The organism is Muricoccus roseus (genome assembly GCF_900141905.1).
Classification (GTDB): domain Bacteria; phylum Pseudomonadota; class Alphaproteobacteria; order Acetobacterales; family Acetobacteraceae; genus Roseomonas; species Roseomonas rosea.
The window spans coordinates 1-25,877 of record NZ_FQZF01000032.1; the positions used below are offsets into that span (position 1 = coordinate 1).

At 70.6% G+C, this 25,877-nt stretch carries 27 protein-coding genes; 15 read left to right on the plus strand and 12 right to left on the minus strand.

Annotation, left to right across the window (positions count from 1 at the left end; translation table 11 throughout):
* From BUB97_RS20780 to BUB97_RS20800, 5 genes are all read left to right on the plus strand, one after another.
* The coding region (locus BUB97_RS20780; protein ID WP_175562698.1) for an ATP-binding protein at window positions 1-254 on the plus strand (254 nt) is incomplete at its 5' end.
* Between the two features lie 17 nt (window positions 255-271).
* Window positions 272-769: a phospholipase D-like domain-containing protein gene (locus tag BUB97_RS27305; protein WP_073138352.1), complete on the plus strand. Its 498-nt coding sequence runs from the start codon at window positions 272-274 to the stop codon at window positions 767-769.
* A complete protein-coding gene (locus tag BUB97_RS20790) occupies window positions 766-1,578 on the plus strand; it encodes a citryl-CoA lyase (RefSeq protein ID WP_073138354.1) in 813 nt (270 codons plus the stop codon). Before BUB97_RS27305 ends, BUB97_RS20790 begins: the two co-directional genes overlap by 4 nt.
* A complete protein-coding gene (locus tag BUB97_RS20795; RefSeq protein ID WP_073138356.1) occupies window positions 1,578-2,768 on the plus strand; it encodes a CaiB/BaiF CoA transferase family protein in 1,191 nt (396 codons plus the stop codon). Before BUB97_RS20790 ends, BUB97_RS20795 begins: the two co-directional genes overlap by 1 nt.
* Window positions 2,765-3,745: a Bug family tripartite tricarboxylate transporter substrate binding protein gene (locus BUB97_RS20800; RefSeq protein ID WP_073138358.1), complete on the plus strand. Its 981-nt coding sequence runs from the start codon at window positions 2,765-2,767 to the stop codon at window positions 3,743-3,745. The genes BUB97_RS20795 and BUB97_RS20800 overlap by 4 nt, the downstream gene beginning before the upstream one ends.
* A 280-nt stretch (window positions 3,746-4,025) precedes the next feature.
* Here the strand turns inward: BUB97_RS20800 and BUB97_RS20805 are convergent, their stop codons facing one another.
* A complete protein-coding gene (locus BUB97_RS20805) occupies window positions 4,026-5,018 on the minus strand; it encodes a tripartite tricarboxylate transporter substrate-binding protein (RefSeq protein ID WP_073138360.1) in 993 nt (330 codons plus the stop codon).
* Window positions 5,019-5,183: 165 nt separating this feature from the next.
* Between BUB97_RS20805 and BUB97_RS20810 the strand changes: the two genes are divergently transcribed.
* From BUB97_RS20810 to BUB97_RS20840, 7 genes are all read left to right on the plus strand, one after another.
* Window positions 5,184-5,906 (plus strand): GntR family transcriptional regulator, encoded by a 723-nt coding sequence (locus BUB97_RS20810; protein ID WP_073138362.1) that lies wholly within the window; start codon window positions 5,184-5,186, stop codon window positions 5,904-5,906.
* 48 nt (window positions 5,907-5,954) lie between these two features.
* Window positions 5,955-6,908, plus strand: coding sequence for a VOC family protein (locus tag BUB97_RS20815; RefSeq protein ID WP_073138364.1), 954 nt, complete (start codon window positions 5,955-5,957; stop codon window positions 6,906-6,908).
* A 53-nt stretch (window positions 6,909-6,961) separates the two neighbouring features.
* Complete coding sequence (locus BUB97_RS20820) at window positions 6,962-7,924, plus strand: tripartite tricarboxylate transporter substrate-binding protein (RefSeq protein WP_073138366.1); 963 nt, start codon at window positions 6,962-6,964, stop codon at window positions 7,922-7,924.
* 41 nt (window positions 7,925-7,965) lie between these two features.
* On the plus strand, window positions 7,966-8,847 hold the full coding sequence (locus BUB97_RS20825; protein WP_073138368.1) for an alpha/beta hydrolase: 882 nt from the start codon (window positions 7,966-7,968) through the stop codon (window positions 8,845-8,847).
* Window positions 8,844-9,893 (plus strand): Ldh family oxidoreductase, encoded by a 1,050-nt coding sequence (locus BUB97_RS20830; protein WP_073138370.1) that lies wholly within the window; start codon window positions 8,844-8,846, stop codon window positions 9,891-9,893. Before BUB97_RS20825 ends, BUB97_RS20830 begins: the two co-directional genes overlap by 4 nt.
* 136 nt (window positions 9,894-10,029) lie before the next feature.
* The gene (locus BUB97_RS20835) at window positions 10,030-11,016 is read left to right on the plus strand and encodes a tripartite tricarboxylate transporter substrate-binding protein (RefSeq protein ID WP_073138372.1); all 987 of its coding nucleotides are present in this window, start codon (window positions 10,030-10,032) and stop codon (window positions 11,014-11,016) included.
* A gap of 26 nt (window positions 11,017-11,042) precedes the next feature.
* Window positions 11,043-11,777, plus strand: a complete 735-nt coding sequence (locus tag BUB97_RS20840) for an SDR family NAD(P)-dependent oxidoreductase (protein ID WP_073138461.1) — start codon at window positions 11,043-11,045, stop codon at window positions 11,775-11,777.
* A gap of 131 nt (window positions 11,778-11,908) precedes the next feature.
* On the opposite strand, the gene BUB97_RS20845 is transcribed toward BUB97_RS20840, so the two are convergent.
* The 6 genes from BUB97_RS20845 to BUB97_RS20870 all read right to left on the minus strand — a co-directional run bounded on the left by BUB97_RS20845 (window position 11,909) and on the right by BUB97_RS20870 (window position 17,834).
* The gene (locus tag BUB97_RS20845) at window positions 11,909-12,886 is read right to left on the minus strand and encodes a VOC family protein (protein ID WP_073138374.1); all 978 of its coding nucleotides are present in this window, start codon (window positions 12,884-12,886) and stop codon (window positions 11,909-11,911) included.
* 44 nt (window positions 12,887-12,930) lie between these two features.
* Window positions 12,931-13,779, minus strand: a complete 849-nt coding sequence (locus BUB97_RS20850; RefSeq protein WP_073138376.1) for a fumarylacetoacetate hydrolase family protein — start codon at window positions 13,777-13,779, stop codon at window positions 12,931-12,933.
* Between the two features lie 66 nt (window positions 13,780-13,845).
* Window positions 13,846-15,501, minus strand: a complete 1,656-nt coding sequence (locus BUB97_RS20855) for an FAD-dependent monooxygenase (protein ID WP_073138378.1) — start codon at window positions 15,499-15,501, stop codon at window positions 13,846-13,848.
* 35 nt (window positions 15,502-15,536) lie between these two features.
* Window positions 15,537-16,310 carry an SDR family NAD(P)-dependent oxidoreductase gene (locus tag BUB97_RS20860; RefSeq protein ID WP_073138382.1) on the minus strand — a complete coding sequence of 258 codons (774 nt, stop codon included), beginning with the start codon at window positions 16,308-16,310 and terminating at the stop codon, window positions 15,537-15,539.
* The gene (locus BUB97_RS20865; RefSeq protein WP_073138386.1) at window positions 16,307-17,005 is read right to left on the minus strand and encodes an NIPSNAP family protein; all 699 of its coding nucleotides are present in this window, start codon (window positions 17,003-17,005) and stop codon (window positions 16,307-16,309) included. The genes BUB97_RS20860 and BUB97_RS20865 overlap by 4 nt, the downstream gene beginning before the upstream one ends.
* 70 nt (window positions 17,006-17,075) lie before the next feature.
* On the minus strand, window positions 17,076-17,834 hold the full coding sequence (locus BUB97_RS20870; RefSeq protein ID WP_073138388.1) for an SDR family NAD(P)-dependent oxidoreductase: 759 nt from the start codon (window positions 17,832-17,834) through the stop codon (window positions 17,076-17,078).
* 93 nt (window positions 17,835-17,927) lie between these two features.
* Here BUB97_RS20870 and BUB97_RS20875 point away from each other — a divergent pair, with 93 nt between their 5' ends.
* Window positions 17,928-19,652 (plus strand): FAD-dependent oxidoreductase, encoded by a 1,725-nt coding sequence (locus BUB97_RS20875; RefSeq protein ID WP_073138390.1) that lies wholly within the window; start codon window positions 17,928-17,930, stop codon window positions 19,650-19,652.
* A gap of 145 nt (window positions 19,653-19,797) precedes the next feature.
* Window positions 19,798-20,097 (plus strand): YciI family protein, encoded by a 300-nt coding sequence (locus BUB97_RS20880; protein WP_073138392.1) that lies wholly within the window; start codon window positions 19,798-19,800, stop codon window positions 20,095-20,097.
* Here BUB97_RS20880 and BUB97_RS20885 read toward each other — a convergent pair whose 3' ends face one another.
* The 5 genes from BUB97_RS20885 to BUB97_RS20905 are packed head-to-tail and all read right to left on the minus strand — an operon-like array spanning window position 20,098 to window position 24,684.
* A complete protein-coding gene (locus BUB97_RS20885; RefSeq protein ID WP_073138394.1) occupies window positions 20,098-20,799 on the minus strand; it encodes an ABC transporter ATP-binding protein in 702 nt (233 codons plus the stop codon).
* Window positions 20,792-21,544 carry an ABC transporter ATP-binding protein gene (locus BUB97_RS20890; RefSeq protein ID WP_073138396.1) on the minus strand — a complete coding sequence of 251 codons (753 nt, stop codon included), beginning with the start codon at window positions 21,542-21,544 and terminating at the stop codon, window positions 20,792-20,794. The genes BUB97_RS20885 and BUB97_RS20890 overlap by 8 nt, the downstream gene beginning before the upstream one ends.
* The gene (locus BUB97_RS20895) at window positions 21,541-22,521 is read right to left on the minus strand and encodes a branched-chain amino acid ABC transporter permease (protein WP_073138398.1); all 981 of its coding nucleotides are present in this window, start codon (window positions 22,519-22,521) and stop codon (window positions 21,541-21,543) included. Before BUB97_RS20895 ends, BUB97_RS20890 begins: the two co-directional genes overlap by 4 nt.
* A gap of 10 nt (window positions 22,522-22,531) precedes the next feature.
* Window positions 22,532-23,383 (minus strand): branched-chain amino acid ABC transporter permease, encoded by an 852-nt coding sequence (locus tag BUB97_RS20900; RefSeq protein ID WP_073138400.1) that lies wholly within the window; start codon window positions 23,381-23,383, stop codon window positions 22,532-22,534.
* Between the two features lie 41 nt (window positions 23,384-23,424).
* Window positions 23,425-24,684, minus strand: a complete 1,260-nt coding sequence (locus BUB97_RS20905) for an ABC transporter substrate-binding protein (RefSeq protein WP_073138402.1) — start codon at window positions 24,682-24,684, stop codon at window positions 23,425-23,427.
* 170 nt (window positions 24,685-24,854) lie between these two features.
* Here BUB97_RS20905 and BUB97_RS20910 point away from each other — a divergent pair, with 170 nt between their 5' ends.
* Window positions 24,855-25,802 carry a tripartite tricarboxylate transporter substrate binding protein gene (locus BUB97_RS20910; protein WP_073138404.1) on the plus strand — a complete coding sequence of 316 codons (948 nt, stop codon included), beginning with the start codon at window positions 24,855-24,857 and terminating at the stop codon, window positions 25,800-25,802.
* The last annotated feature ends 75 nt before the right edge of the window (window positions 25,803-25,877 follow it).

Below are 25,877 nucleotides of genomic sequence, written 5' to 3' on the forward strand. Positions count from 1 at the left end.
TGACCCAACCCGAACGCGAAACCCTGCTGGAGATCCTGGAAGACCGCCACGGGCGCAGCTCCACCATCGTCACCAGTCAGGTGCCGGTCGAGGAGTGGCACGCAGTGATCGGCAGCCCAACCCTGGCCGACGCCATCCTGGACCGCCTCGTCCACAACGCCCACCGCATCGAACTCAGCGGCGAAAGCATGCGACGCATCACCGCCAGACGCGCCACGACCACCGAAACGCTTGACGCCAGAGAGCCTTCCTGAACGATTAGCCAATCGGCATGAAGCCTGCCCACGATGCCGTGGAATTCGTGCCCACGATCGCCTGGAACTGCTGCCCACGATCACTAGAATACGCACTACTGGCCTCAGGTGTCAAACTGTTCGAGCTACGCCGTCTGCCCGAAAACGGTGACGCCGGCGGCGGCCGCGCCGGTCTGTTCGGCAGTGCCACCGCCAGCCTGCATGCCAAGACCTTCGTCGTGGACCGAGAGCGGATCTTCGTGGGCTCGTTCAACTTCGATCCGCGCTCGGCCGAGCTGAACACGGCGCTGGGCTTCGTGATCGATAGCCCGCGCCTAGCCGGTGCCCTGGCGGATGCCTTCGAGGCCAGCATCCCCGAGAGGGCCTACGAGCTGGAACTGGAGGAGGGAGATCAGATCGTCTGGCTCGGCAACAAGCGGGCGGGGTCCCTTCTTGACACGGCCACGGCGGCGACGATCATCGGGAAAGAACGAAAAATCTTCGCTATGCGAGAAATGGAGGAAGTGCAGCCATGAAGATCGGTCCCGATACCCTGCCGATCACGCGCATCTCCGCCTCGAACGCCGAGGCGATCGTGGTGCGCGGCCATGACCTGTCGCGGGAGCTGATCGGCACCGTCTCCTTCACCGACCACATCTGGCTTCTCGTCGTCGGGCGCCTTCCGACGCCGTCTCAGCGCGGGATGCTCGACGCCACCCTCGTCGCCATCGCCGAGCACGGTCTGGCGCCGAGCGTGCAGGCCGCGCGTATGACGCTCGCCGCCGCGCCGGAGGCGTTGCAGGCCGCGGTGGCGGCGGGCGTGCTCGGCTGCGGCTCGGTGATCCTCGGTGCCGCCGACGCGGCCGGGCGCCTGTTCGACGAGGTGCTCGCCGCGCGGGGGGGGCATGGAGGGGACCTGGAGGCGGCCGCGCGGACCGTGGCCGGCGGCTACCGCGCCGCACGTCGCGCCATTCCCGGCTACGGCCATCCCCTGCACAAGCAGCGCGACGCCCGCGCCGAGCGCCTGCTCTCCCTCGCGACGGAGCTGGGCGTCGCCGGCCCCCATGTCGAGGCGGCCGAGGCGGTGGAGCGGGTATTGCCGGAGGTCGTCGGCAAGGCGCTGACGATGAACGTCTCCGCCGCCATCCCGGCGACCCTGCTGGATGCCGGCTACCCGCTGCTGGCACTGCGCGGCGTGCCGATCCTGGCGCGCACCGCGAGCCTGGTGGCGCACCTGCTGGAGGAGCAGGAGCAGCCGATCGGCTTCACCCTGTATCACGCGGCCACGAAGGCGATCCGCTACGAGGGCAAGGCGCCGGATGGCTTCGTGGCGGAGGAGCTGTGATGCACGAGATCCTCAAAGGGATTCGCGTCGTCGAGCAGGGCACCTTCATCACTGGCCCCTGCGCCGCCATGGCGCTCGCCGACCTCGGCGCCGACGTCATCAAGGTGGAGGCGGCCGGTGACGGCGACCCCTACCGCGCCTTCGGTGAAGGCCTCTACAGCCCGCATTTCCAGGCCTACAACCGCAACAAGCGCGCCATCTCCCTCAACCTGCGCGAGCCCGCGGACGAGGCGGTGTTCCGCGAGCTGGCCGGCGGCGCGGACGTGTTCATCCAGAACTTCCGCCCGGGCGCCGCGGCCCGCATGGGCGCGGACCACGCCCGCCTCTCCGCGCTGAACCCCGGCCTCGTCTACTGCTCCATCAGCGGCTTCGGGCCGGACGGGCCCTATCGCGACCGCCCCAGCTACGATTCCGTCACCCAGGCGCTGAGCGGCTTCCTCAGCGTGGCGACCGACCCCGCGAGGCCGCGTCTGCTCGGCCCCGCGCTGGCGGACGCCATCACCGGCCTCTACGCCGCCCTCGGCGTGCTGGGCGCCCTGGTGGAACGCGGCCGCAGCGGGCGCGGGCGCCTGGTGGAGGTTTCCATGCTGGAGGCGATGACGCACTTCGCGATCGAGCCTTTCACCACCTTCTTCGCGCTCGGCGAGGCGCCGGACGCGCTCGCCCGCCCGCGCCTCGCCCATGCCTGCATCGTCGCCTGCGCCGACGGGCGGCACATCGGCCTGCACCTCTCCTCGCTCGACAAGTTCTGGCGGGCGCTGGTGGAGGCGTTGGGCGGGGAGCCGCTCTCGGCCGATCCGCGCTTCGCCACGCGGCCCGACCGCATCCGCAACTACGAGGCGCTGGTCGAGGCGCTGGACGCGCGCTTCGCCGCGCGCACGCGGCCGGAATGGCTGGCGCACCTCGCGACCTTCGACCTGCCGCATGCGCCGCTGAATTCGGTGGCGGAGGCGGAGGACGACGCGCAGTCGCGGCATCTCGGCCTCGTCGTCCCCGTGGCGGAGCGGCACGAGGGCGCGGAGCGCGCGATCCGCCCGGCCTTCACCTTCGACGGCGCGCGCGCCCCCTCGGTGCGCGCCGCGCCGCGGGTGGACGAGCACGGCGCCGCCATCCGCCGAGCCCTGGCCGAGGCACCGGGCCAGTGGCCGGCACGCCCCACCGCGGCGCCGCGGGAGGAGATCCTGTCATGACCCCGATTCCACGGCGCGGCCTGCTCGGCGCCGCCGCGCTCGGTGCCCTGGCCGCGTCCCGCGCCCGCGCGCAGGGCGGCTGGCCCGCGCGGCCCATCCGGCTGGTGGTGCCCTTCGCGGCCGGCACGACCACCGACATCCTCTCCCGCCTCCTCTCGCCCTGGCTCGGCCGCGCGCTCGACCAGCCGGTCGTGGTGGACAACCGCAGCGGCGCGGGCGGCAACCTCGGCTCGGCCATCGTGGCGAAGGCGCCGCCCGATGGTTACACCCTCCTGCTCGGCACCAGCGGCACCCACGGCGTCAACGCCAGCCTCTACGCCGATCCCGGCTTCGACCCGGTCCGGGACTTCGCGCCGGTCGTGCCCTTCGCGCGCACCACGGCGGTGCTGGCGGTGCGCGCCGGCCTGGCGGCGCACGACCTGCGCGGCCTCGTCGCGCTCGCGAAGTCGGGTGGGGCGCCGCTGACCTTCGCCTCGGCCGGCAACGGCACCACGGGACACCTGTCCCAGGCGCTGCTGAACCAGCGCGCGGGGATCAACACCGTGCACATCCCCTATCGCAGTGGGGCCCAGGCGATCGGCGACGTGCTCTCGGGCCGGGTGGATGCGATGTTCTACCACTACCTCGCCCTCGTCCCGTACTTCCGGGAGGGCACGCTGCGGCCCATCGCCGTCACCTCCGCGCGGCGGACGCCAACCCTGCCGGAGGTCCCGACCATGGCCGAGGCCGGGCTGGACGACTTCGTCGTGGATGGCTGGTGGGGCCTCTACGCCCCCGCCGGCACGCCCGAGGGGCCGGTGGGGCGCGTCGCCGAGGCGACGAACGCCTTCCTCGCCGACCCCGCGACCCTGGCGAGCCTGCAGCAGCAGGGCGTCGATCCGATCGGCGGCACGCCGCCCCTCCTCGCGGCGATGACGCGCGAGGAGGTGGTGAAGTGGCGCGCGGTCATCGCCGCCAGCGGCATCCGGATCGACTGAGGGCGGGCGGTTCTCGCCTTGATGCGTGTCAACTCCAGGGGCCGGGGAGAGAAATTTCCCCGGCCTCCTCCTTCCCTCTCGGGCTGCCGGGAATATCCTGGAACGACGACGGCGCCGCAGCCTGACGATGCGTTGTGTCGGGAGGCGACCTTCGTGCGATGGCCGATACTCCCCGGTGCAGGAAACAATCTGACTGGAGAAGCTCGGCAGGAGACCCGGGAGCGCAGGGCTTCCGCCGACCCGCCAGGACAGAGCCAGCCCGGGCTCGACGCTGAGCCCCTTAGTCCTCGGGGCGGAAGCCGGAGGCTTCCACGATCGGCCGCCACTGTTCCTGCTCCCGCCGGAGCCGGGCCGGGAGCGCCGCCGCGCCTTCGTGTCCCGGGACAAGGCCGAGCCGCAGGATGCCCTCCCGCATCGCCGGCTGCGTGACCGCCTGCGCTACCGCCGCGTCGAGGGCCGCGACCAGTGACGCCGGGGTGCGCGACGGCACCAGCAGCGCCTGCCAGCCACCAAGGGCGAGGTCAGGCATCCCGGCCTCCACCACGGTCGGAACGTCGGGCAGGCCGGGCAGGCGTTGCGACATGCCGACCGCCATCACGCGGAGCGGCGTGCTGCCGACCAGCGGCATCAGGCTGGCGAAGGCGCTGACGCTCATCGGAATCTGACCGGCAATGACGTCCTGCACGGCGGGCCCGTCGCCGCGATAGGCCACCGCCTGCAAGGGCAGGCCGGCAATCTTACCGAGCTGGATGCCGAGAAAATGCGGCAGGGTTCCCGGCCCCGGGATGCCGAAGGGAACGGAGGGCCGGTCCTTCGCCCACGCGACGAACTCCCCCAGGGTTTTGGCCGGCGTCGCGGGGCCGGCCGCAAAACCCATGTAGTACTCGCTGAGCTTGGCCACGGGAGTGAAGTCTCCGAGTGGGTCGTAGCGCAGGCGGTTGCCATAGAGCTGCCCGAAGAACACGAGCTGGTCGGACGGCGTCAGGACGAGCGTCGTGCCGTCGGGCTCCGCGGTCCGAGCGACCTCCAGCGCCAGCCGGCCGCTTGCGCCCGGGCGGTTTTCCACCACCACGCTCGGCGCGTAGGTGCCGCGCAGCGCCTCCGCCAGAAGGCGCGCGGCGGCGTCGATCTGTCCGCCGGGCGCGAAACCCACGAGAATGCGCACATTGCGCGACACGAGCTGCGCGCGGGCCGGGCGCATGGCGGACAGGGCGCCGCCGGCGGCAAGAAGCGCGGCGCGGCGCGCGAGGCGGAATTGGGGTGAACCGGACATGAAACCTCCCTCCGCGCTTCGCGCGGTTGGCGGGGCGGCCACGCTCGGCTGGTCGCCCGCACGGGAACTAGGGCACAGGACGCCGCCACACGCAATGCCTTTCGAATCTTCTTTGACTTTCGAAAGTTGAGGGGCCAACCTGGATTGCGTTTCCGGAGGGATGGCATGAACGGAGTGGGTGCGACCAAGCGCCTGGCCGATACGACCCTGATCAGTCAGGCCGTCCAATCGCGCCTGAAGAGCGACATCCTGGATGGCCAGTTCACACCGGGATCCAAACTCGGCACTGCCATGCTGCAGGAGCGCTACGATTCGAGCGTCGGCACGCTGCGCGAGGCCCTGTCGCACCTTCTCTCCGAGGGGCTGGTGGAGATGTCGGCGGGGCGCGGCTACCGCGTCGCGCCGGTCTCGCGGGCGGACCTGCTCGACGTCTCCGCCCTCTACATCGAGCTTGAGGAGCGCGCGGTGGTCGATTCCGTCCGCCACGGCGACGCGGAATGGGAGACGGAGATCGTCGCCAGCTTCCACCGCCTCTCGCGCATCGAGGCGCTGCCGCGGGAGGAACGGATCCGGCGCAGCAGCGAGTGGTTGGCCTGCCACCGTGCCTTCCACCTTGCCCTCGTCGCCGCCTGCCGCTCCCGCTGGGTGCTGCGCGTCCGGGCCGGGCTTTACGACCACATGGAGCGCTACCGGCTGATCTCGCAGAAGCACCGGCCGCTCAGCATCCACAAGCGCCGCGAGCACGAGCTGCTCCGCGACGCGGCCCTCGGCCGGCAGGCCGAGGAGGTGGGCACCCTGCTGCGCCGTCACCTAGCCGAGACGACCGACACGGTGCTGCGTTACGCGCCGCAGTTCATGCCCGAGCCCGGAGAGCCCGGCTCCGACTGACCCCGGGCCGACGCACCGGGACAAGCAGAGAGAAGAACGAGGAACGTCATGATCGAACCGATCATCAAGGTGAAGGATATCGCCTGGGTCCGGCTGCGCTCGCCGGACCTGGACGAGGCGGAGAAGTTCCTAAGCGACTTCGGCCTCGTCCGCGTCGAGCGGACGGAGGAGCGGCTGTACATGCGCGGCACCGATGCCGCGCACCACATCCACATCACCGAGCGCGGGCCGGCCAAGGTGCTCTCCTCCGCCTTCCTCGCCGATAGCGAGGCGGACCTGCACAAGCTGGCCGCCGAGGCCGAGGGCGCCTCGGCCGTGGAGCCGATCGACGAGCCGGGCGGCGGGCTCCGCGTGCGGCTGACCGACCACAACGGCTACACGGTCGAGGTGGTGCACGGCATTGCCTCCGCAGCAGCGATCCCGGTGCAGCGGGCGGCCTGGAACACCGGCCTCCGTCGCGACCGCAAGGGGGAGTTCACCCGCGTCTCCACCGCGCCGTCCCGGGTGAAGCGCATCGGCCACGTCGTTTTCAGCACGCCGGACGTGAAGGGCTCGGTGGCGTGGGCGCAGCGCCATCTCGGCTTCGTCGCCTCCGAGGAGGTGCATGTCGAGGACGACCCGGACGAGCTGCTCGCCAGCTTCAACCGTGCCGACCGGGGCGAGGAGTACGTGGACCACCACATCATGATGTTCGGCCGCTACCCGCGCGTCGGGCTCAACCACGTCTCCTTCGAGGTGCATGACGTGGACGACGTCTGGGCCGGCCATGAGTGGCTGAAGGGCCAGGGATACCAGCACTGCTGGGGGATCGGGCGGCACACGCTGGGCAGCCAGATCTTCGACTACTGGAACGACCCCTGGGGACGGCTGCACGAGCACTGGACGGATTCCGACCTGCTGAACAGCACGCATCCCTACCGGCTGCTGCCGCGCAGCCAGGGGCTGCGCTCGCAGTGGGGACCCCAGGGGCCACAGGAATTCCGCGACGCCGCCAGCGAGTAGCGGCGGACACGGGCCGAAGAGCCCGGGCGATGAGGGGAGGAGAGGAGCGGATCATGCGGAGGCGAGACGTGTTCGCGGCCGGGCTGGCGGCCTGCGCGCTGGGGACGGCGGAGGCGCAGGAGCCGGGGCGGCCGGTCACGATGGTGCACGGCTTCGGGCCGGGCGGCCCCGCGGACGGCGTTGCCCGCCTGCTGGCCGGTCCCATGGGCGCGGCACTGGGCCAGCCGGTGGTCGTGGACCCGCGGCCGGGCGCGGGCGGCAACATCGCCGCCGCCGCCCTGTCCCGCGCGGTGCCGGACGGATCGATCCTCGGCCTCGTCACCGGCGGACACGCCGTGACGGCCGCCTTCGGCCGCAGCGGGAACTACGAGCCGGTGGAGGGCTTCGAGCCGATCGCGCAGGTCGTGCGCTACGCCTTCGTCCTCGCGGTACGGGCGGACAATCCGGTGGGCGACGTGAAGGGCATGCTGCGCGCGGCAGGGGAGGCATCCGGCGCCTGGCAGTTCGGCTCAGCCGGCAGCGGCACCACGCAGCAACTGGCGGGCGAATTGCTGAACGCCATGGGGAACGTGCGCATCACTCATGTCCCCTATCGCGGCGATGCGGCCAGCATCACGGCCGTGCTGGGCGGCGAGATCCCGCTCGCCATCACCGCCACCAACGTCGCGCTGCCGCTGCAGCAATCCGGCCAGCTCCGCCTGCTGGCCGTGACCGGCCTGCAGCGCTCCGCGCGGCTGCCGCAGGTGCCCACCGTCGCCGAGGCCGCCCTGCCCGGCTACGATGCCTCCACCTGGGCCGGGCTGCTGGCCCCGCGCGGCACCCCGCCCGCGGTGGTGGCACGGTTGAACGCCGCCACCAACCAGGCGCTGCGCGATCCCACCCTGCAGGCCCGGTTGGCGGAGCTGGTGGATGGCGACGTGGTCGGCGGTACTCCGGAGGCCCTGCGGGCGCTGATGGTGAACGAGATCGCCCGCTGGCGGTCCCTGATTCAGGAACGCGGGATCGCGCCGGACTAGACGCCGCGTCACGCCACCCACGACACGTTGAGGAGACGAGAATGAACACCCAAGTCAGCTTTCCGTCGGACGGTCTGCGCCTGGCCGGCAACCTGCACCTGCCCGCGGGCTACCGGGAAGGCGACCGCGTCCCGGCCTTCATCGTGCTGCATGGCTTCATCGGCTCGAAGGACGACAGCCACGCCCAGCTGATGGCCGAGATGCTGGCGGGCTGGGGCTACGCCGCCCTGCGCTTCGACTTCCGGGGCTGCGGGATGAGCGAGGGCGAGCGCGGCTACGTGCTGTGCCACGACCAGGTGGCGGACGCGAAGAACGCGCTCAACTGGCTCGTGCAGCGCCCGGAGATCGACACCGCACGGGTCGGCCTGATCGGCCACAGCTTCGGCGCCGCCGTCGCCTGCTATGCCGGCGCCATCGAGCAGCGCTTCGCCGCCGTCATCTCCTCCTGCGGCTGGGGCCACGGGGAGCGCAAGTTCCGGGGCCAGCATCCCGGCCCGATGTGGGAGACGTTCACGGGCATGCTGGAGCGCGCCCGCGCCGAGAAGGAGCGCACGGGCAAGGCGCCGATCGTGCCGCGCTTCGACGTGGTGCCGATGGCCGAGCACCTGCGCAAGCACCTGTCGCCCAAGGCGCAGATCGAGGTCTCGGCCGATACCGCGCAGAGCATGTACGACTTCAAGGCGGAGGAGGTGATCCACTGGATCAGCCCGCGGCCCGTGCTGTTCCTGCACGGTGCCGACGACACCGTGACGCCCACCGAGCAGTCGATTCGCATGTGGGAGAAGGCCGGACAGCCGAAGGACCTCGTGCTGATCACCGGCACGGATCATTTCCCGCTGGCCGGCAACAACCAGCGCACGAAGGATCTTGTGAAGGGCTGGCTGGACAAGCACTTCCCGGCCCGCACGGCCGTGCCGGCATGAGTGGGGCGCAGGGCTCGCCGCGCGTCTCCGCCGCGTCGTTGGAGGGCTTCGTGGCGGGGCTCTTCACCCATGCCGGCGTCGGCGAGGAGGACGCCGTCTTCTGGGCCCGCAGCCTCGTCGGGGCGAACCTGCGGGGCGTGGACAGCCACGGTGTGCTGCGGGTCCCGCGCTACCTCGAACTGCTCCGCAGCGGCGAGATCAAGGCCCGCCCGACCATGCGGCTGCTGCGGGAGGACGGCGCCATCGCGCTGCTGGATGCCGACCGCGCCCCGGGACCGATCGGCATGGCGCGCGCGATGGAGGTGGCGATATCGCGCGCGCGCGCCGTGCATGTCGGCTGGTGCGTGGCGCGTGACATCACCCATGCAGGCGCCGTGGGCCAGTATGTTCTCCAGGCCGCCGAGGCCGGCATGGTCGGCATGGTGATGACAGCCTCGCTGCCGCTGATGGCCTATCACGGCAGCCGGGGATCGGTGGTCTCCACCAACCCCCTCGCCATCGGCATCCCCGCCGCCAACCGGCCGCCCCTGGTGCTGGACATGGCAACGGCCACGGTGGCGCTCGGCAAGATCCAGAACGCGCGCAACGCGGGCCGGCCCATCCCGGAGGGCTGGGGCCTGGATGCCGCCGGCCAGCCGACGACCGACGCGGCGGCGGTGGCGACGCTGACGCCCATGGCGGGCGCGAAGGGCTCCGGCCTGTCGCTGATGATCGAGTGCCTCGCGAGCCTCGCGGCGGGCAATCCCGTGCTGGCGCCGGCCCTGGCGGGCGCCAAGGGCACGCGCATGAACGGCACCGCCATCGCGCTCGACATCGCCGCCTTCGGAGAGCCGGGTGCCTTCGAGGCGGAGGTGGCCGCGCTGGCGGAGGCCGTGGCGTCGCAGCCGCCGGCGCCGGGGACCGATCGTCTCCTGCTGCCCGGCGAGCGCGGCGATGCCGTGCGCGTGGAGCGCCTGGAGAGGGGCATTCCGCTGCCGGCCGGAACCTGGAAAGGACTGGCCGAGGCCGCGGCCGCGGCGGGGCTGCCGATGCTGGAGGGTCTCTGACGGTGTCGGCAGCCGCCTGAAGGAGAGGTTCGCGACCGCAACGCACCGGTCGCCACTGTCCCCGCACGGCAGCTCCTGGCGCCGGCGGGCCGTCCAATAACAGGACCTGCAAAAATGCAGGCCAAGGGAGGACTTCATGAATCACCCGTTGAGCCGCCGGGCCGCGCTCGGCCTCTCCATCACCGGTGCCCTCGCCGCCGGCGCGGCGAAGCCCTCGCGCGCCCAGTCGCTGAACCGCGTGGCGCGCATCATCAACGGCTTCCCGCCGGGCGGTGCCAGCGACAACGTGGCGCGCCTGTACGCGGAGCATATGCGGGGCGTCTACGCGCCGCAGGTCATCGTTGAAGCCCGCTCGGGCGCGGGCGGGCGGCTGGCGCTCGAGGCCGCGAAGGGCGCCACGCCGGATGGAACCACTCTGGTGCATATGGCAGCGGGGCAGTTCACCATCTATCCGCATATTTACCGCCGCCTCGCCTACGACCTGAGCGACTTCATCCCGGTTAGCCCGGTCGTCAGCTATCCGCAGTCCCTCGTGGTGAAGGCCGATCACCCCGCCCGCAACCTCGCCGAGTTCACGGAATGGGCAAAGCGCCGGAACGGCGAGATCAGCTACGGAACGCCGGGCGCCGGCACCTGGACCCACTTCATGACGATGCAGATCGCGCGGGCGCTGGGCCTTGGCATGACGCACGTGCCCTATCGTGGCACGGCGCCGGCCCTGCAGGACCTGCTGGGCGGGCAGATCCACGCGGTCAGCTGCACGGCGGGCGATGCCACCGAGCTCTACCGCGCGGGCGCGCTGCGGATCCTCGGCATCTCCGCGCCCGAACGAGCCCCACGCCTGCCGGAGATCATGACCTATGCCGAGCAGGGCTACCCCGAGCTGACCAGCGAGGAGTGGTTCGGCCTTTTTCTGCCTGCCCGCACCCCCGGCCCGGTCGTGGAAGCGGCCTACCAGGCCGTCCTGACCGCCGCGGCCAAGCCGGAGCTGCGCGCGGCGCTGGAGCGCATGGAGTATCGGGTCACCACCAGCCCGCCGGCCGAATTCGCCGCCCGCGTCCGCGCGGAGCGCGACCACTGGGGCCCGGTGGTCGCAGCGTCCGGCTTCCAGGCGGAGGAATAAACGTGTCCGGCGACAGGGAGCCGCTCATGAGCAAGCCGCTGGAAGGCCAGGTCGCGGTGGTGACGGGCGGGGCGCGCGGCATCGGCCTCGCCACCGCGCAGCGCCTCGCGCGGGATGGGGCAAGGGTTGCGATCTGGGACCGCGACCCGGGGCTGCTCGACAGCGCGGCCTTCCGGCCGGCGCTGCTGGCCCGGGTGGACGTGACGGACCTCGCCTCCGTCCAGGCCGTCGTGGCGGAGACGGAAGCGGCGCTGGGCCGGGTGGATATCCTGGTGAACAACGCCGGCATCACCGGCCCTGTCCACCCGCTCTGGGAGTATCCGCCGGAGGCCTGGCATCAGGTGCTGGCGGTGAACCTGACCGGCGTCTTCCACTGCTGCCGCGCCGTGCTGCCGGGCATGCGCGAAAGGCGGCACGGGCGCATCATCAGCGTCTCCTCCCTCTCCGGGAAGGAGGGCACGCCGGAGATCGGCGCCTATGCGGCGGCGAAGGCCGGCGTCATCGGGCTCACCAAGTCCATGGCGCGGGAACTGGCGGGGAGCGGCGTGCTGGTGAACAGCGTGGCGCCCGCCATGGCAGAAACCGAGCTGCTGCAGGCGCTGACACCGGACTTCATCGCCGCGGCAAAGGGCCGCATCCCGATGGGGCGCTTCGCGGGGATCGCCGAGATCGCCGCAATGATCGCCTGGATCGCAGGTCCGGATTGCAGCTTCACCACCGGCTTCACCTTCGACATCTCGGGCGGCCGCGCCACTTATTGATCGGACCGCCCGGAGTGTTGGTCAGGGCAGGCGAGGCCGGGGGGACGTGTCCCTCCGGCTCCCCTTCTGCTCCTGATGGACCTTCTGCAGGAGCCTTCGCCGCGACCGGTCCGCCGCGGTCGCGTGCCCGCCTACTCCTGGGCGACGACGGCGTCCAGCCAGGCGCAGTTCGGCGCCGGCATCGGCACGCGCACGCCGCGGGCGGCGGCGGACAGGCGCATCTCCCGCAGTTTGGCACGCTGCGCCTCCGGCATGTCGTAGAGCCGGTCATGGCCCCAGAGGCTCGGGCCGTCCGTCGTCTCGTGCGGCTGCCACGTCGCGGGATCGATGATCCGCCCACCCCAGCCATACTCCACGAAAAAGCCTGACGGGGTATGGGCGTAGAAGGAGGTGATATGGTCATTGGCGTGGCGGCCGAGGGTGTAGGCGACGCGCCCCTCCTCCCCCTGCGCCAGGTCATAGCCCTGGCCCACATCGTCCAGGCTGCCGAGCTCCACCATGAAGTGGTGGACGCCGCGCCGGCCGGAGCCGACCATGGCGAAGCTGTGGTGGCGACCGTTCACGTGGAAGAAGTAGAGCTTGTACGGCTCCAGCCCGTAGTCGCTGACGTGGAAGCCGAGCACGTCCCGGTAGAAGGGCATCAGCGTGTCGATCTCCGCCACGTTCAGCACGATATGCCCCATGCCCAGCGGCCCCGTGAGGAAGCCGGAGATGGGCCTTCCCGGCACGAAGGCGTCCGTGGCGATCATCGGGTCGCAGAAGGCCTCCAGCGCGTTCCCACCCGGATCCGAGAAGCGGATGAGGTCGCCGACCTGTCGCTCGTCAGCCAGGGCGCGCGTGCCGCGGGCGACGGTGACGCCGTGCGCCTCCAGCCGCGCGCCCAGCGCGTCGAGATCCGCCCGGCTCTCCATCTCCCAGCCGAGGAAGCCGAGTCCGTCGCCCCCCTCCGCCTGGACGAGGAGCCGCTGCTTGCGGTCGTCCATGCGGAAGGCCTGCCGGGCCCGGGAGCGGTCCACCGGCTGCATGCCGAGCAGACCGGTGGCGAAGCGGCCCCAATCCTCCGACTTCGTGGAGTTGATGCCGATGTAGCCGAGGGATTGGATCGCCATGGCGGATCTTCCTTGGAGCCCTTGGGGGGAGGCCGGGCTGCGGCCTATTCGTCGATCACGGTGTTGCGCAGGATGCCGATGCCGGAGATCTCCACCTCGGCCACGTCGCCGGGCTTCATCCACAGCGGCGGGGTGCGCTTCATCCCCACGCCGCCCGGCGTGCCGGAGACGATCACGTCGCCCGGCAGGAGCGGCAGGATGGTCGAGATATAGGCGATCAGCGCCGGAACCGCCGTGATCATCAGCCCGGTGGAGGTGTGCTGCACCACCTGCCCGTTGAGCCGCGTCTCCAGCGTCAGTGCGGCGGGATCGGGGATCTCGTCGGCGGTGACCATCCAGGGACCGAAACCGCCGGTGCCGGCGAAGGTCTTGCCCGCCAGGAACTGACTCGTGTGCCGCTGCCAGTCGCGCACGCTGCCCTCGTTGTAGCAGGAATACCCCGCAACATGCTTCAGGGCATCGGCCTCCGACACATGGCGTCCGCCAGTGCCGATAATCACGGCCAGTTCGCCCTCGTAATCGAAATCGGTCGAGGCACGGGGGCGAACCAGCGGCTGGCCGTGGCCCACCTGGCTGCCGGCAAAGCGCGCGAAGAGGGCCGGCTTCTCGGTCAGGGTGCGCCCGGTCTCGGCCACGTGGTCGCGGTAGTTCAGGCCGACGCAGATGATCTTGTCCGGATCAGGGACGACCGGGAGAAGGTGCAGGCCGTCGAGCGCATGGTCCGGCTCGGACCCGGCGGCGATTCGCGCCGCCTCGGCGAGACCATCCGCCGCCAGCAGGGCGCGCAGCGTCGGCGCGCGCGCCCCGAGGCGGCGCCCGAGGTTCACCACGCCATCGCCGCGCAGGGCGCCATAGGAGGGCTGGCCATCCAGCAGGAAGGAAAGCAGTTTCATTCGTCGTCCTCTCGTTGCGGAACTGGCCGGAACAAGGGCTTCACGCCCCCCGGGCCCAGCATCATCCTATTTCGAAGCTGCCGCCATGAGCGCCCTTGCCCCGGCGGCTCCGGCCTGGTGGCCCAGCACCCGGAGCACGATGCTCTCCGCCCGCTCCGCGTCCGGCTCCGGGCCGCGCCAGGCGATGTGCTGGTCCGGGCGGACCAGCAGGGCCTGCTCGCCATAGAGGTCCGCCAGGTGGGGCTCCTCCAGCCGCAGCACCTGCAGCGGCATGCCGTGACGTGAGGCGGCGGCGGTGAGAGCCTGGACATCCTGGGAGCCCGTCGTGACGAGCGTGAACCAGGGTCCCAGGCGATCGAAGATCGGCGTGCCATCCTGGAGCAGCACGCTGGGCAAGCGTACCCCCGGCACGGTACTGGGCTCGTAGCGGCGCGGATCGTCCGGCGGACGCTCGGCGGGATCGGTGCAGACGATGAAGGAATCCGGATAGGCATAGCCGAACTCGATCCCGAAGCTCTCGTTCTCCGCATTGCCGATCGCGGCGATGCGCGCGCCGGCCTCCGCCCGTGCGGCGTCGCCCTCCGGCCCTTCCGCTTCCAGCGCCGGTCCATAGAGCGCGGCGATGGCGCCGCGGGTCCCGTTATGGCTGCGCGATCCCTCACGGTTGCGCAGGCCGACCGGTCGCCGCTCCGCCTCATAGGCGTCCAGCAGCGTGGGGCCGCCGAAGCCTTGTAGAACGGCCGCGAGTTTCCATCCGAGGTCGCAGGCATCGCCGATGCCGGTGTTCATCCCGTATCCGCCGGTTGGGATATACTGGTGTGCGGCGTCCCCTGCGAGCAGCACCCGCCCCGTTCCGTAGGAGTCCGCGACCAGCAAGTGCGGCGTCCAGGGATTGGCGACCACCACGCGGTGCGGGATGTCGCGGCCGAGAAAGCCGCGCAGCAGGGCCGAAGGGTCCACCGCCGCGAGGTCGGTGCCGTCCGGCAGGCGGCTGTGCAGCGTCCAGACGTCGCGGTCGTTCTGGGCGATCAGCGTACCGCGGGGCGACTGGTAGTGCCAGGCGACGCCCCAGCGCTGCAGCACGTCGCGCGCATCCGAATGGAAGTGCGTCATGAAGCGCTGCATGATCCGTGCCTCGCCGGAGAGCGCGATATCCAGGCAGGCGCGCACGCGGCTCGTGCCGCCATCGCAGCCGACGAGATAGGCGCAGCGCAGTGTCTCCACGGTTCCGTCGGCGCTGCGCAGCGTGGCGGTCACGCCTTCGGAGTCCTGCGAAAGCTCCTCGAAAGCAACGCCGAAACGGACATCGACCAGCGGCGAAGCATCGACGGCGCGCTTGAGCACCGGCTCGATCTCCACCTGCGAGACGCGCATCGGCGCTTCGCCGGGCTGCGAGCCGTCGTTGCGCGCACGGATCCGGTCCCAGGCCGCGTCGACGCTGGCGTAGCGGAAGCGGTGCAGCTCGTGCCCCACCATCGACGTCACCCAGGAGACATCGAAAGGATGTGCCTCCGGCACCGCCGCCGCGCGCAGCGCCGGCACAAGGCCGAGCCGCCGGAACAGCTCCATGCTGCGGGCGTTGGTGATGTCCATCTTGGGGTGGCGGGTCGTCGTCGGGTTGCGCTCCGCGAGCGTGCAGGCAACGCCGCGCCCGGCCAGTTCGAGGGCGAGCGTCATGCCCACCGGGCCACCACCCACGACCAGGACCGGAACTTGCCTCATCTGCGTCTCCCGCGGCGTTCCCGCCAGCTCAAGGATCAGTGATACGTGCGCCCGCCATCGACCGGTACGGCCACGCCCGTCACGAAGGAGGCCTCCCGGCTGGCGAGGAAGAGGATCACCGAGGCGATCTCGGAGGGCTGGGCCACTCGCTGCAGGGCGTAGCGACGCCGGATCTCCGCGCGGATGCTGCCGTCCGCCTCGCGGATGAGGTCATGGGTCATGGGTGTATCGACCATGCCCGGACAGACCGTGTTGACGCGGATCTTCGGCGCGAACTCTGCCGCCAGGGTGCGCGACATCGACAGCACGCCGCCTTTCGCGGCCGCATAGGCGGCTCCGCCCGGCCCAGGCGGCGACAGGGCCACGCTGGAGGCGATATTCACGATCGCCGGGTCCTCCGACGCCCGCAGCAGCGGCAGGGCGTGGCGGCAGACGAGGTAGGTGCCCGTCAAGTTCACCGCGATCATGCGGGACCACAGGGCAAAGTCCGTGTCGTCCACCATCGCGTTGCTGTGCACGCCAGCGGCGTTCACCACACCGTCCAGCCCACCGAGCAGCGCTCCGGCCCGTGCCACCGCACCCTGCACCGAGGCATCGTCGCGGACATCGACCTGCACCGCCACGCCACCGACCGATGCGGCCATAACCCCGGCAGCGTCGCCCGCGACATCCAGCACGGCGACCCGTGCACCCTCCGACGCGAAAAGTCGGACCACCTCGCCCCCGATCCCGGAGGCCCCACCCGTGACGAGGATGCGGCGCCCCGAGAGCCGTGATCCGGCCGGACCATTCGCCTGCTGCGCGCTCATGCCTGAACCTCCCAGTCCACCGGAACCCACTGCATCAGCTGGCTGTCGTGCCGCCCCAGCAGGCAGCGCCCGACATCGCGGATCTCCGCGGCGCGCGAGGCCTGCAAGGCCGTGTCAGCCGCCAGACGGCGCACCCCCTCCTGCCGCGCTGCAAAACTCTCCCAGGAGAGGAAGGTGACGACCGCCGGCAGGAGACGCCCGCTGAGCATGTCGAAGCTGCCCAGCACCGTGGCGCCGGCCCGCTCGAAGGCGGGCAGCTCCGCATCCAGCAGCGCCGCCCGCACGGCCGCGCCGCGGCCCGTCGCCGTTTCCTGAATGATCATCTCATGCAGGCGTCCGTCCTCGGAGGACACCGGCGTCCAGTCGCGCGCCGCCCGGAGAAAAAGGATCTCGTAGCCCTCGACAAGCTCGCTCGGCCCGTTGGTGCGGGTGCGGACCTCGGCCCATGCGGGATCGCCGTAGAAGCCGGCCCAGCAGCGGCTGCGCTCGATCATGTTGCGCCACGGCGTCAGGTAGACATAAGCCGGCATGGCCGAGCCCGAGGTGGCCGTCCAACCACCCACGGGATGGACGCCGTTGCGCGGGAAGACGGTGCGAAGGTCCTTCTGCACCCGTGCCTCCATGTCTGCCACGCGGCCCGGCGCCACGCGGTACAGGCGCAGCTCCCAGATCGGATCAGCCGGCGTGTCGTCCATGTTTCCCCCGCAGCGCGATCTTCGTCGCGAGCACGGTAATATTTTAGTATTTCTATGTCGTCAATCCCGCTCAGGCCTCGACGGCGCGCTGGTTCGCCGCGAGCCAGCCGCCGTCGACGACCAGCACATGGCCACTGATGAAGGACGCCTCCTCGGAGGCGAGGAAGTACGCGGCGTTCGCGACATCCTCCGGCTGTCCAAGCCGCGTGAAGGGCGTGGAAGCGACCATGAGCTGGCGAAAGCGCGGGCTGTTCTCGATGCGCTCCTGGGTGAGCGCCGTCACGATCAGGCCGGGCGCGACGGCATTTACCCGGATCCCGCGCGGCCCGTAATCGGCCGCCATCTGGTGCGTCAGCCCGATCAGCGCCGCCTTGGACATGCAATAGGCACTGCTCTCGGCGTTGCCGCGATACCCGAACACCGAGGCCAACTGGATGATGGAGGCACCGGGCTCCATCACGCGCAGCGCCTCCCGCGTATAGCGGAACACGCTGCGGATGTTGACGTCGAGGAAGCGGTCCAGTTCCTCGTCGTCGGTCTCCCCCGCTGCGTGCGCGCGCCCGATGCCGGCGTTGTTCACCAGCACGTCCAGCCGGCCATACCGCGCCATGGCCAGTGCCACAGCCTCTTCCGGCGCGGGGCTCGCCGTCACGTCCTGCACCAGCGTCGCGACACGGCCGGGCGCCACGGCCTCCAGCTCCGTCAGCCCCTCCGACAGCACGTCCGTCGCGACCACCGAGGCGCCCGCGCGCAGGAAACGCTCCGCGATCGCCCGCCCGATGCCGCGCGCGGCACCCGTCACCAGCACGACCTGCTTTGTGTCCGTCATCGCCGTTCCCTCCAGGTTGTTATTTAGGGGTTTGAATACTAGAATTTCAGCTAGCAAGACAAGCGGCGGGCGCTACGGCGTCGGGAGGAATTTATGGCCAACCCTGAAACAACGGCGGAAGCCGACGTGGTCGTCGTCGGCTCGGGCGCGGGCGGGCTGGCGGCAGCGATCGTGGCGGCGCAGTCAGGCCTGAAGGTGCTCGTTCTGGAAAAGACCGCCTTCTTCGGCGGGAGTACCGCCGTCTCGGGCGGTGCCGTCTGGATCCCCGAGAACGCGCTGATGGCCGGCGTCGGCGTGACGGACAGCCGCGAGCAGGTGATGCGCTATCTCCGCAATACGCTCGGAAACCACCTGCGCGAGGACATGATCGCAGCCTTCCTCGACAACGGGCCGCGCATGCTGGACTACATGCACGCCCACACCGCCGTGCGCTTCGCAGCCCGCGCGGTGACGCCGGACTACGATTCCGAGGCCGGCGGCGCTGCGAGCGGCGGCCGCGCGCTCGACCCGGTTCCCTATGATGCCCACGAGCTGGGCGACCTCTTCCCACTGCTGCGGCCGCCCTTTGCGGAATTCATGGCCTTCGGCGGCATGATGGTGGGCCGCAAGGATGTCGAGCACCTTCTCGGCACCCTGCGCTCTCCGGAATCCTTTCGTCACAGCATGGGCCTGCTCGGCCGTTACGCGATAGACCGCCTGCGCCACCCGCGCGGCACGCGCCTGCTGATCGGCAACGCCCTGGCGGCCCGTCTGCTGCGATCGGCGGCGGATGCGGGCGTGACGCTCTGGAACGGCAGCGCGGTGACGGAGCTGGTCCGGCAGAACGGTCGCGTCACCGGCCTGCTGGCCCGCCGGAACGGACAGCTCCTGCGCGTGGCGGCGCGGCACGCCGTGGTCCTGGCGACGGGCGGCTTCGCCGCGAATGCCGAGGACCGGGCCCGCCTCATCCCGCATCCCGAGCTGCACCGCAGCATGTCGCCGGAGGGCAACACCGGCGACGGCATTGCCCTCGGCGTCTCCGCCGGCGGCGCGGTCGAGCAGCACAACGCCAACAACGCCTTCTGGGCGCCAGTCTCCGTGATGCGCCGCGCGGACGGCAGCGAGGCGCGCTTTCCGCACCTCATCATGGACCGTTCCCGCCCCGGCGTGATCGCCGTGAACAGCACCGGGCGGCGCTTCACCAACGAGGCACTCTCCTACCACGACTTCGTCGCCGCCATGCACCGCGCCCACGAGACCGCACCGAGCCTGCCAAGCTGGCTCGTCTGCGATGCCGGTTTCCTGCGCAAATACGGGCTGGGCATGGCCCGCCCGGGGCCGCGCAGCTATGGCGGGCTGGTGCGCGCCGGATACCTCAAGCGCGGCCGGACGGTCGCAGAACTCGCCGGCGCCATCGACGTCCCCGCGGCCGCGCTGGAGGAGACGGTGGCGCGCCACAACGGCTTCGCGCAGACCGGCATCGACCTTGATTTCGGCAAGGGCTCCACCGCCTATAACCGCTACCTCGGGGACGCGTCCCACAAGCCAAACCCGTGCCTTGGCCCGATCGCCCGCGCACCCTTCTATGCCGTCGCCGTCTGGCCGGGCGACATCGGCTCCGCCACGGGACTGCGCACGGACCCGCAGGCGCGCGTCACCGACGCCCAGGAACGGCCGATCCCCGGCCTCTACGCCTGCGGCAACGATATGAACTCCATCATGGCCGGCCTTTACCCCGCCGCCGGCATCACCCTCGGCCCGGCGTTGACCTTCGGTTACGTCGCGGGGCGCCAGATCGCGGCGGATGCCCGCGCGGACGTGGCGGCCGACGCGGCCTGAGCGATGAAAGAGAGGGCCAGGGAGAAGGCATTCTCCCCGGCCCTCTCATCTTTTCTTGCAAGGCTGCCGCGGCATGGTGGCGTCGGGCGCAGCAGGAACCGAGCAGGTTTCCTCACCGGCCTTTCCCTGATCAGGAGACAACCAGATGACCTACCTCGTACTGACGCTCGACAAGCCCGGACACCGTGCGGTGCGGGACGCGCACCGTGCTGACCATTACGCCTATCTGATCGAGCACCAGGCCCGGATCCTCGCGGGCGGTGGCCTACAGGACGAGGAAGGAGGCTTCATCGGCGGCGCCACGCTGGTGGAGGTGGAGACCTTGGCCGAGGCGGAGAGCTTCGCCGCCGGCGATCCCCTCGCCAAGGCAGGTCTCTTCGCGGAGGTGAAGGTCCTGCGCTGGAAGAAGGCCTTCTTCGATCACGCCCGCGTCCCGCCAGCCTGACTACATGCCGAAATAGGCGCGCCGGATGCCGTCATCGGCGGACAGCGCCTCGCGGGTGCCCTCGCGGGCGATCCGACCGGATTCCATGAGGTAGACCCGGTCCGATACGGCGAGCGCCGCCCGTACGTCCTGCTCCACGAGCAGGATCGACACACCCTGCCGGCAGATCTCGCGCACGGCCTGGAACAGCAGGTTCTTCAGCCGCTGCGCGATGCCGACGGAGGGCTCGTCCAGCACCAGCAGCTTCGGCCGGCTCATCATCGCGCGCCCCACGGCCGCCATCTGCTGCTCGCCGCCGGACAGGGTGGAGACGCGCTGTCCCGCCCGCTCGCGCAGGCGCGGAAAGAGGCCGAAGACGCGCTCCAGGTCCTCCTCCACCCCTGCCGCGTCACGGCGGGAGAAGGCGCCCAGACGCAGGTTGTTCAGCACGGAAAGCTCGGCGAAGAGGCGCCGTCCTTCCGGGCAATGGCCCACGCCGAAGCGCGGACGGAAATGCGCGGGCTGGCCGCACATCTCCTGCCCGTCCAGCCGGATGCTACCGCGCGCGGTCACCGTCCCGGCGATCGCCTTCAGCAGCGTGGTCTTGCCCGCTCCGTTCGGGCCGAGCAGGCTCACGACCTCGCCCGGGCCCACGTGCAGGTCCACGCCGTGAACCACCTCCGCCTTGCCGTAGGCGGCGCTGACGCCGTGCAGATCAAGCATCCTCGGCCTCCATCTCCTCGGCACCACCGAGATAGGATTCGATCACCCGGGCGTCGCGCACGATCTCGGCCGGCGTGCCATCCGCGATGACCTTGCCGTAATCGAGCGCCACCACCCGGTCCACCAGTCGCATGAACTCGCTCAGCTTGTGCTCGATGATGAGGATCGCCAGCCCCTCCTCGGCATTGAGTTGCCGCAACAAGGTGAGCAACGGCTCCGTCTCGCTCGGTCCCAGTCCCGCCAGGGGCTCGTCGAGGAGCAGGAGGCGCGGGTGGCTTGCGAGGGCGCGCGCGATGTCGAGACGCCGCAGGTCGCCGTAGGACAGGTTCGCGACCGTGATGCCGGACTTGGCGGCGAGGCCGACGCGCTCCGCAAGCGCCGCCGCCTGCACCGCCGGGGCCTGGCGCGCCCGCGCCCGCGCGCGGGGTCCGAGACAGCCGACTTCGATGTTTTCGAGCGCCGTCATGCCGATGAAGGGGCGCGGCAGCTGGAAGGTCCGCGCCAGGCCGAGATTGACGATACGGTCCGACCGCATCCCCGTGACCACCTGCCCGTCGAACACCACCGTTCCTGCGGTGGCCGGGATGAAGCCGGAGAGCACGTTGAACAGCGTGGTCTTGCCGGCGCCGTTGGGCCCAAGCACCCCGGTCACGGTGCCCTCCTCCAGGGCGAAGCGGACATCGGAGAGGGCGAGGTGCCCGCCGAAGCGCCGCGTGATCCCCTCGGCCCGCAGGATCGTGCTCATGCCGAGGTTCCCGGGCTGCGGGCCTGCCGCAGTGGCTCCGGCGCCGCATCGCGACCGCGCGACAGGGCGCGTCGCAGCGCCTGCCAGGCCGGTGCCACCAGCCCGTCCCGCGCGAGGAACAGGGCGATGATCAGAAGGATGCTGTAAACAAGCAGGCGCCAGGCGCCGAAAGGCCGCAGGAGCTCCGTGGCCAGTGTCAGCACGATGGCGGCGACGACCGGGCCGTAGATGCTGCCCAGCCCGCCCACATAGGCCATGGTGATGATCGCCATCGCCATCTGCATCGAGAAGAGCTGCGGGCTGACCTGGAGCTGGAAGTGCGCGTAGAGCACGCCGCCCAGCCCGCCGAAGGCAGCGCTGATCATCAGCGAGCCGATCTTGTAGAAGGTCACGTCCAGCCCGGCCGCCTGGCAGGCGGCCTCGTCGCCGCGGATGGCGCGCAGCACCAGGCCAAGACGCGAGTGGGACAGCCGCAGCAGGATCGCCGCGCTGCCGACGAGGAAGGCGAGGGCGACATAGTAGAAGGCAACGTGGGATTCGACGAGTGGGTCGAGGTCGTTCAGCCCCTCGTCGCCGCCGGTGTAGCGCCAGAGGATCAGCACGAGCCGCTCCATCACGACGGAGGCGGCGAGCATCGCGAGGGCGAAGTAGGGGCCGCGCAGACGTAGCGTCGGCAGGCCCACCAGCAGCGCCGCGATGACGCCGACCCCCACGCCGATGGGCAGCCCCATCCAGGGATCGGTTCGCCACAGCGTGTTGGCGAAGCCGCCGAAATAGGCACCGAGGCCGATGAACAGCCCGTAGCCAAAATTGGCCCGCCCGGTGAGCCCGGACATGAAGTCCCACCCCGCGGCCCAGATGCCGTAGATGAGCCCGAGGGTGAGCACGCCCAGAAGGTACTCGCCGGGGTTCAGCAGCGGCAGGGCCGCCAGCGCGGCGACGGCGAGGCAGGCGCCGCCGAAATCGATCGATCGCATGGGCCGCTCCCTAGAAGGCTTCACGCTTGCCGAGCAGGCCGGCGGGACGCAGCGCCAGCATGGCGAAGACGGCGGCCACGGAAATGACCTCCGACCAAGTGGAGGAGATGTGGAAGGCCACGAAGGTTTCCGTGAAGCCGAGCAGGCAGGCGGCCAGAATAGAGCCGGGGATCGATCCCAGCCCACCGATGATGACGATGCAGAATGCCTTCACCATCGGCAGCAGCCCCATGCTCGGCTGCACCGAGAGAAAGGGGCTGGCCAGCACCGAGGCACTGGCGGCCAGCGCGGCGGAGAGGCCCATCACGAGGGCGAAAATCCGCTCGGCCGGGATGCCGACATACTCTGCCGCTTCCGGATCCTGCGAGATCGCCAGGATCGCGGCGCCAAGGCGGCTGCGCTGGATGAACAGCCACAGCGCGCCGATGAGCACCACGGACACGAGGAGCGTCAGCAACCGCTGCGCCGCGACGTCCACGCCCAGCACGCTCACCTTGCCATCGATCAGCGGCGGCAGGCTACGCGCCTCTCCCAGGAAGGCGACGGTCAGCCCTTGCTCGACAGCCATGGAGATGGCGAGGGTGATCATCAGCACAGCCATGTGCGAGTGCCGCAGCGGCCGCACGAAAACGCGGTCGACGGCGACGCCGAAGAGGGCCGTGATCAGCACCGCGGCCAGCATCGCCGGAAGCACCGGCCATCCGCCGAGGTTGATCAGGATGTAGGCCGCATAACCCGCGACGGCATAGAAGGCGCCGTGCGCGAGGTTGATGATCCGGGCCACGCCGAAGATCAGCGTGAAGCCCACCGCCAGCAGCGCATAGACCGAACTCGTTACCGCTCCCAGGACGATCACTTCCATCCCGTAACTCCTTTCTGCGCCGCATGGCCCGATACGGCAGGTCAGCCCGGCGTGCGCGCGTCCGACAGCCAGGGCGGCACGATCATGGCACCGGAGCGGATGGCCTTCGGCCAGAGCACCACGCGCTCGCCGTTCGGCTGCCACTGCGCAAAGACGTAGTTGAGCAGCCCGGGGCCCGAGCGGGCGTCATGGCGGTCGTCGAACTCGATGCGTCCCTCGACGCCCTCGTAGTTCGTCCTCTCCATCTCGGCAACGACAGCATCCGCGTCCAACGTCTTCGCCCGCTCCACCGCCTGCGCGTAGACGTGAAAGCCGTTGGCGGAGGTCCAGGCCGTGTAGGAGGGGAAATGGCCGGTCCTCTCCTTGAAGCTGTCGAAGAAGGGGATGGTGCGCGGTGTGATGGGCGCGCGCACGGCGAAGTTGGCGGCGATCATCGACAGGCACTTGCCGTCCACCAGATTGAAGTAGTCGGCGTCCATCGCCCGCCCATCGATTCCGCCCCACAGCACTGGGACGCGCGTGTCGTGCCACTGCTTCGTCAGCAGATCGCCCTTCGAATGGGCGAGCAGGGTCATCATGAATTGCGCCCCGCTGCTGCGCACGCGCGACAGGATGGGCGAGAAGTCCGTGGTGCTGTTGTCCACCGTCTCGTTCACGGTGACCTGGGCGCCGACCTTGGCCGCGCCTTCCACCAGGAGGGTAGCGATGTCCTGCGCCCACCGCGCGTTCTCCGCCACGATGCCGATCCGCTTCAATCCCAGCTCGCCCACCAGCATGCCCGACACGAAGTCGAGCACGTCGGCCGACTGGTTCGAGGCGTTCATCGTGGTGCGAAAGATATACTTGTAGCGCGCGTAGTCTTGCTTCACCCGGTCCGCGATCGCGGGCGAGGAGGCACCGACGATGACGGTCACGCGCTTGGCACGGGCGATATGCGGCATGGCCGCGAGGAAGGTGCCGGAGGTGTAGTGGCCGACCAGCGCATCGACCTTATCGTCATTGAGCAGCTTGCGGACGCCGTTGACACCGGCCTCGGTGTTGTCCGTCTCGTCGGCGAAGGCGACCTCGACCTTCCGGCCCAGCAGTCCGCCCCGCGCGTTCACCTCCTCGACCGCGAAGCCGAGGGCCGCCCGCGCGTCGCGCCCGAGTTGCACCTGGAGCGGCATGGACATGCCGATGCGGATGGGCTGGCCGGACTGGGCCAGGGCAGGCCTTGCAAGGCCGAAGCCTGCGACGCCGCCGAGGGTGCCCAGCAAGGCCGTACGGCGGCCCGTCGCCGGCAGACGGGGGATAGGGGTCATCGACGTGTTCCTCTCGTGCCGGAGGCATGCTCCTCCGTTGACAACGAGTTGGAATTCTAAAATGTTAGTTTCCGCCCCGTCAAGCCAAACAGAGGGCCCCGCGGCGTTCGCGTCCGGGCTACCGGCATCGCCGCCCGCCAAGGGTGGCCCAGCACCAGGAACCGCCCGGCATGCGCCTCCCCCTCCTCCTCGCCGCCACCCTGCTCGCCGGCACCAGGCTGGCCATGGCGCAGGACACCTTCCCGTCGCGCCCAATCCAGATCCTCAACCCCTATACGCCGGGCGGAGCCACGGATGTGCTCGCGCGCGCCCTCGCGCCTGGCCTTTCGGCACGGCTCGGGCAACCCGTCGTCGTCACCAACCGGGACGGCGCGGCGGGTGCGATCGGCACCGCCGCCGTCTCGCGTGCGGCAGCGGACGGCCACGGTCTGCTCTTCGCCCCCGCGCTCGTCCTGTCCGTCCTCCCCCAGGCGCAGCGCGGCGTCGAGTACCGGCCGGACTCCCTCGTCCCGGTGTGCCAGACCTTCGACAATGTCATGGTGATCGCGGTGCGGCCGGACTCCCCGCTACGCTCCCTCGCCGATCTCGTCGCGGCGGCCCGCGCCCGCCCGGGCGGCCTCAACTTCGGCACGCTCGGCGTCGCCTCCATCCCCCACCTGGCGGCCGTCGAGCTGTCGCAGGCGGCCGGCCTCGACATGGTGCATGTGCCGTTCCGGGGCGATGCGGCGGTGCTGACCGAGCTGTCGGGCGGGCGGCTGGACTTCGCAACCCTCGTCCTCGGCTCCGTCGCCGGCCGCGACCTCCGGGTCCTGGCGGTGTTTGCGGAGGCCCGCCACCCGTCGATGCCGGACGTGCCCACCGCGCGGGAGCAGGGCTTCGACGTGGCGCCCACGAGTTTCGGCGGCCTCTTCGCCCCGGCGGGCACGCCCCCGGCCCGGCTGGTGGCCCTGGAGGGCGCCTGCGAGGCCGCGGCACGGGACGAGACCTACCGCAACGTCGCGCTCTCGGCCTACCAGCCCCCCGGCTATTACGCGGGGTCGGCGGCGTTCGGCGCCCGGATCGCTCGCGACGTGGCGTCCAAGGCCGCTCTGCTGCGGACCCTCGACCTCGAGCGCTGACGCGCCACTCCCCCTCGCCGGGCCCGTGGCGAAGCATGCTACCCTGGCGGTTCGATGGTCAGGATTTGGGGTTGG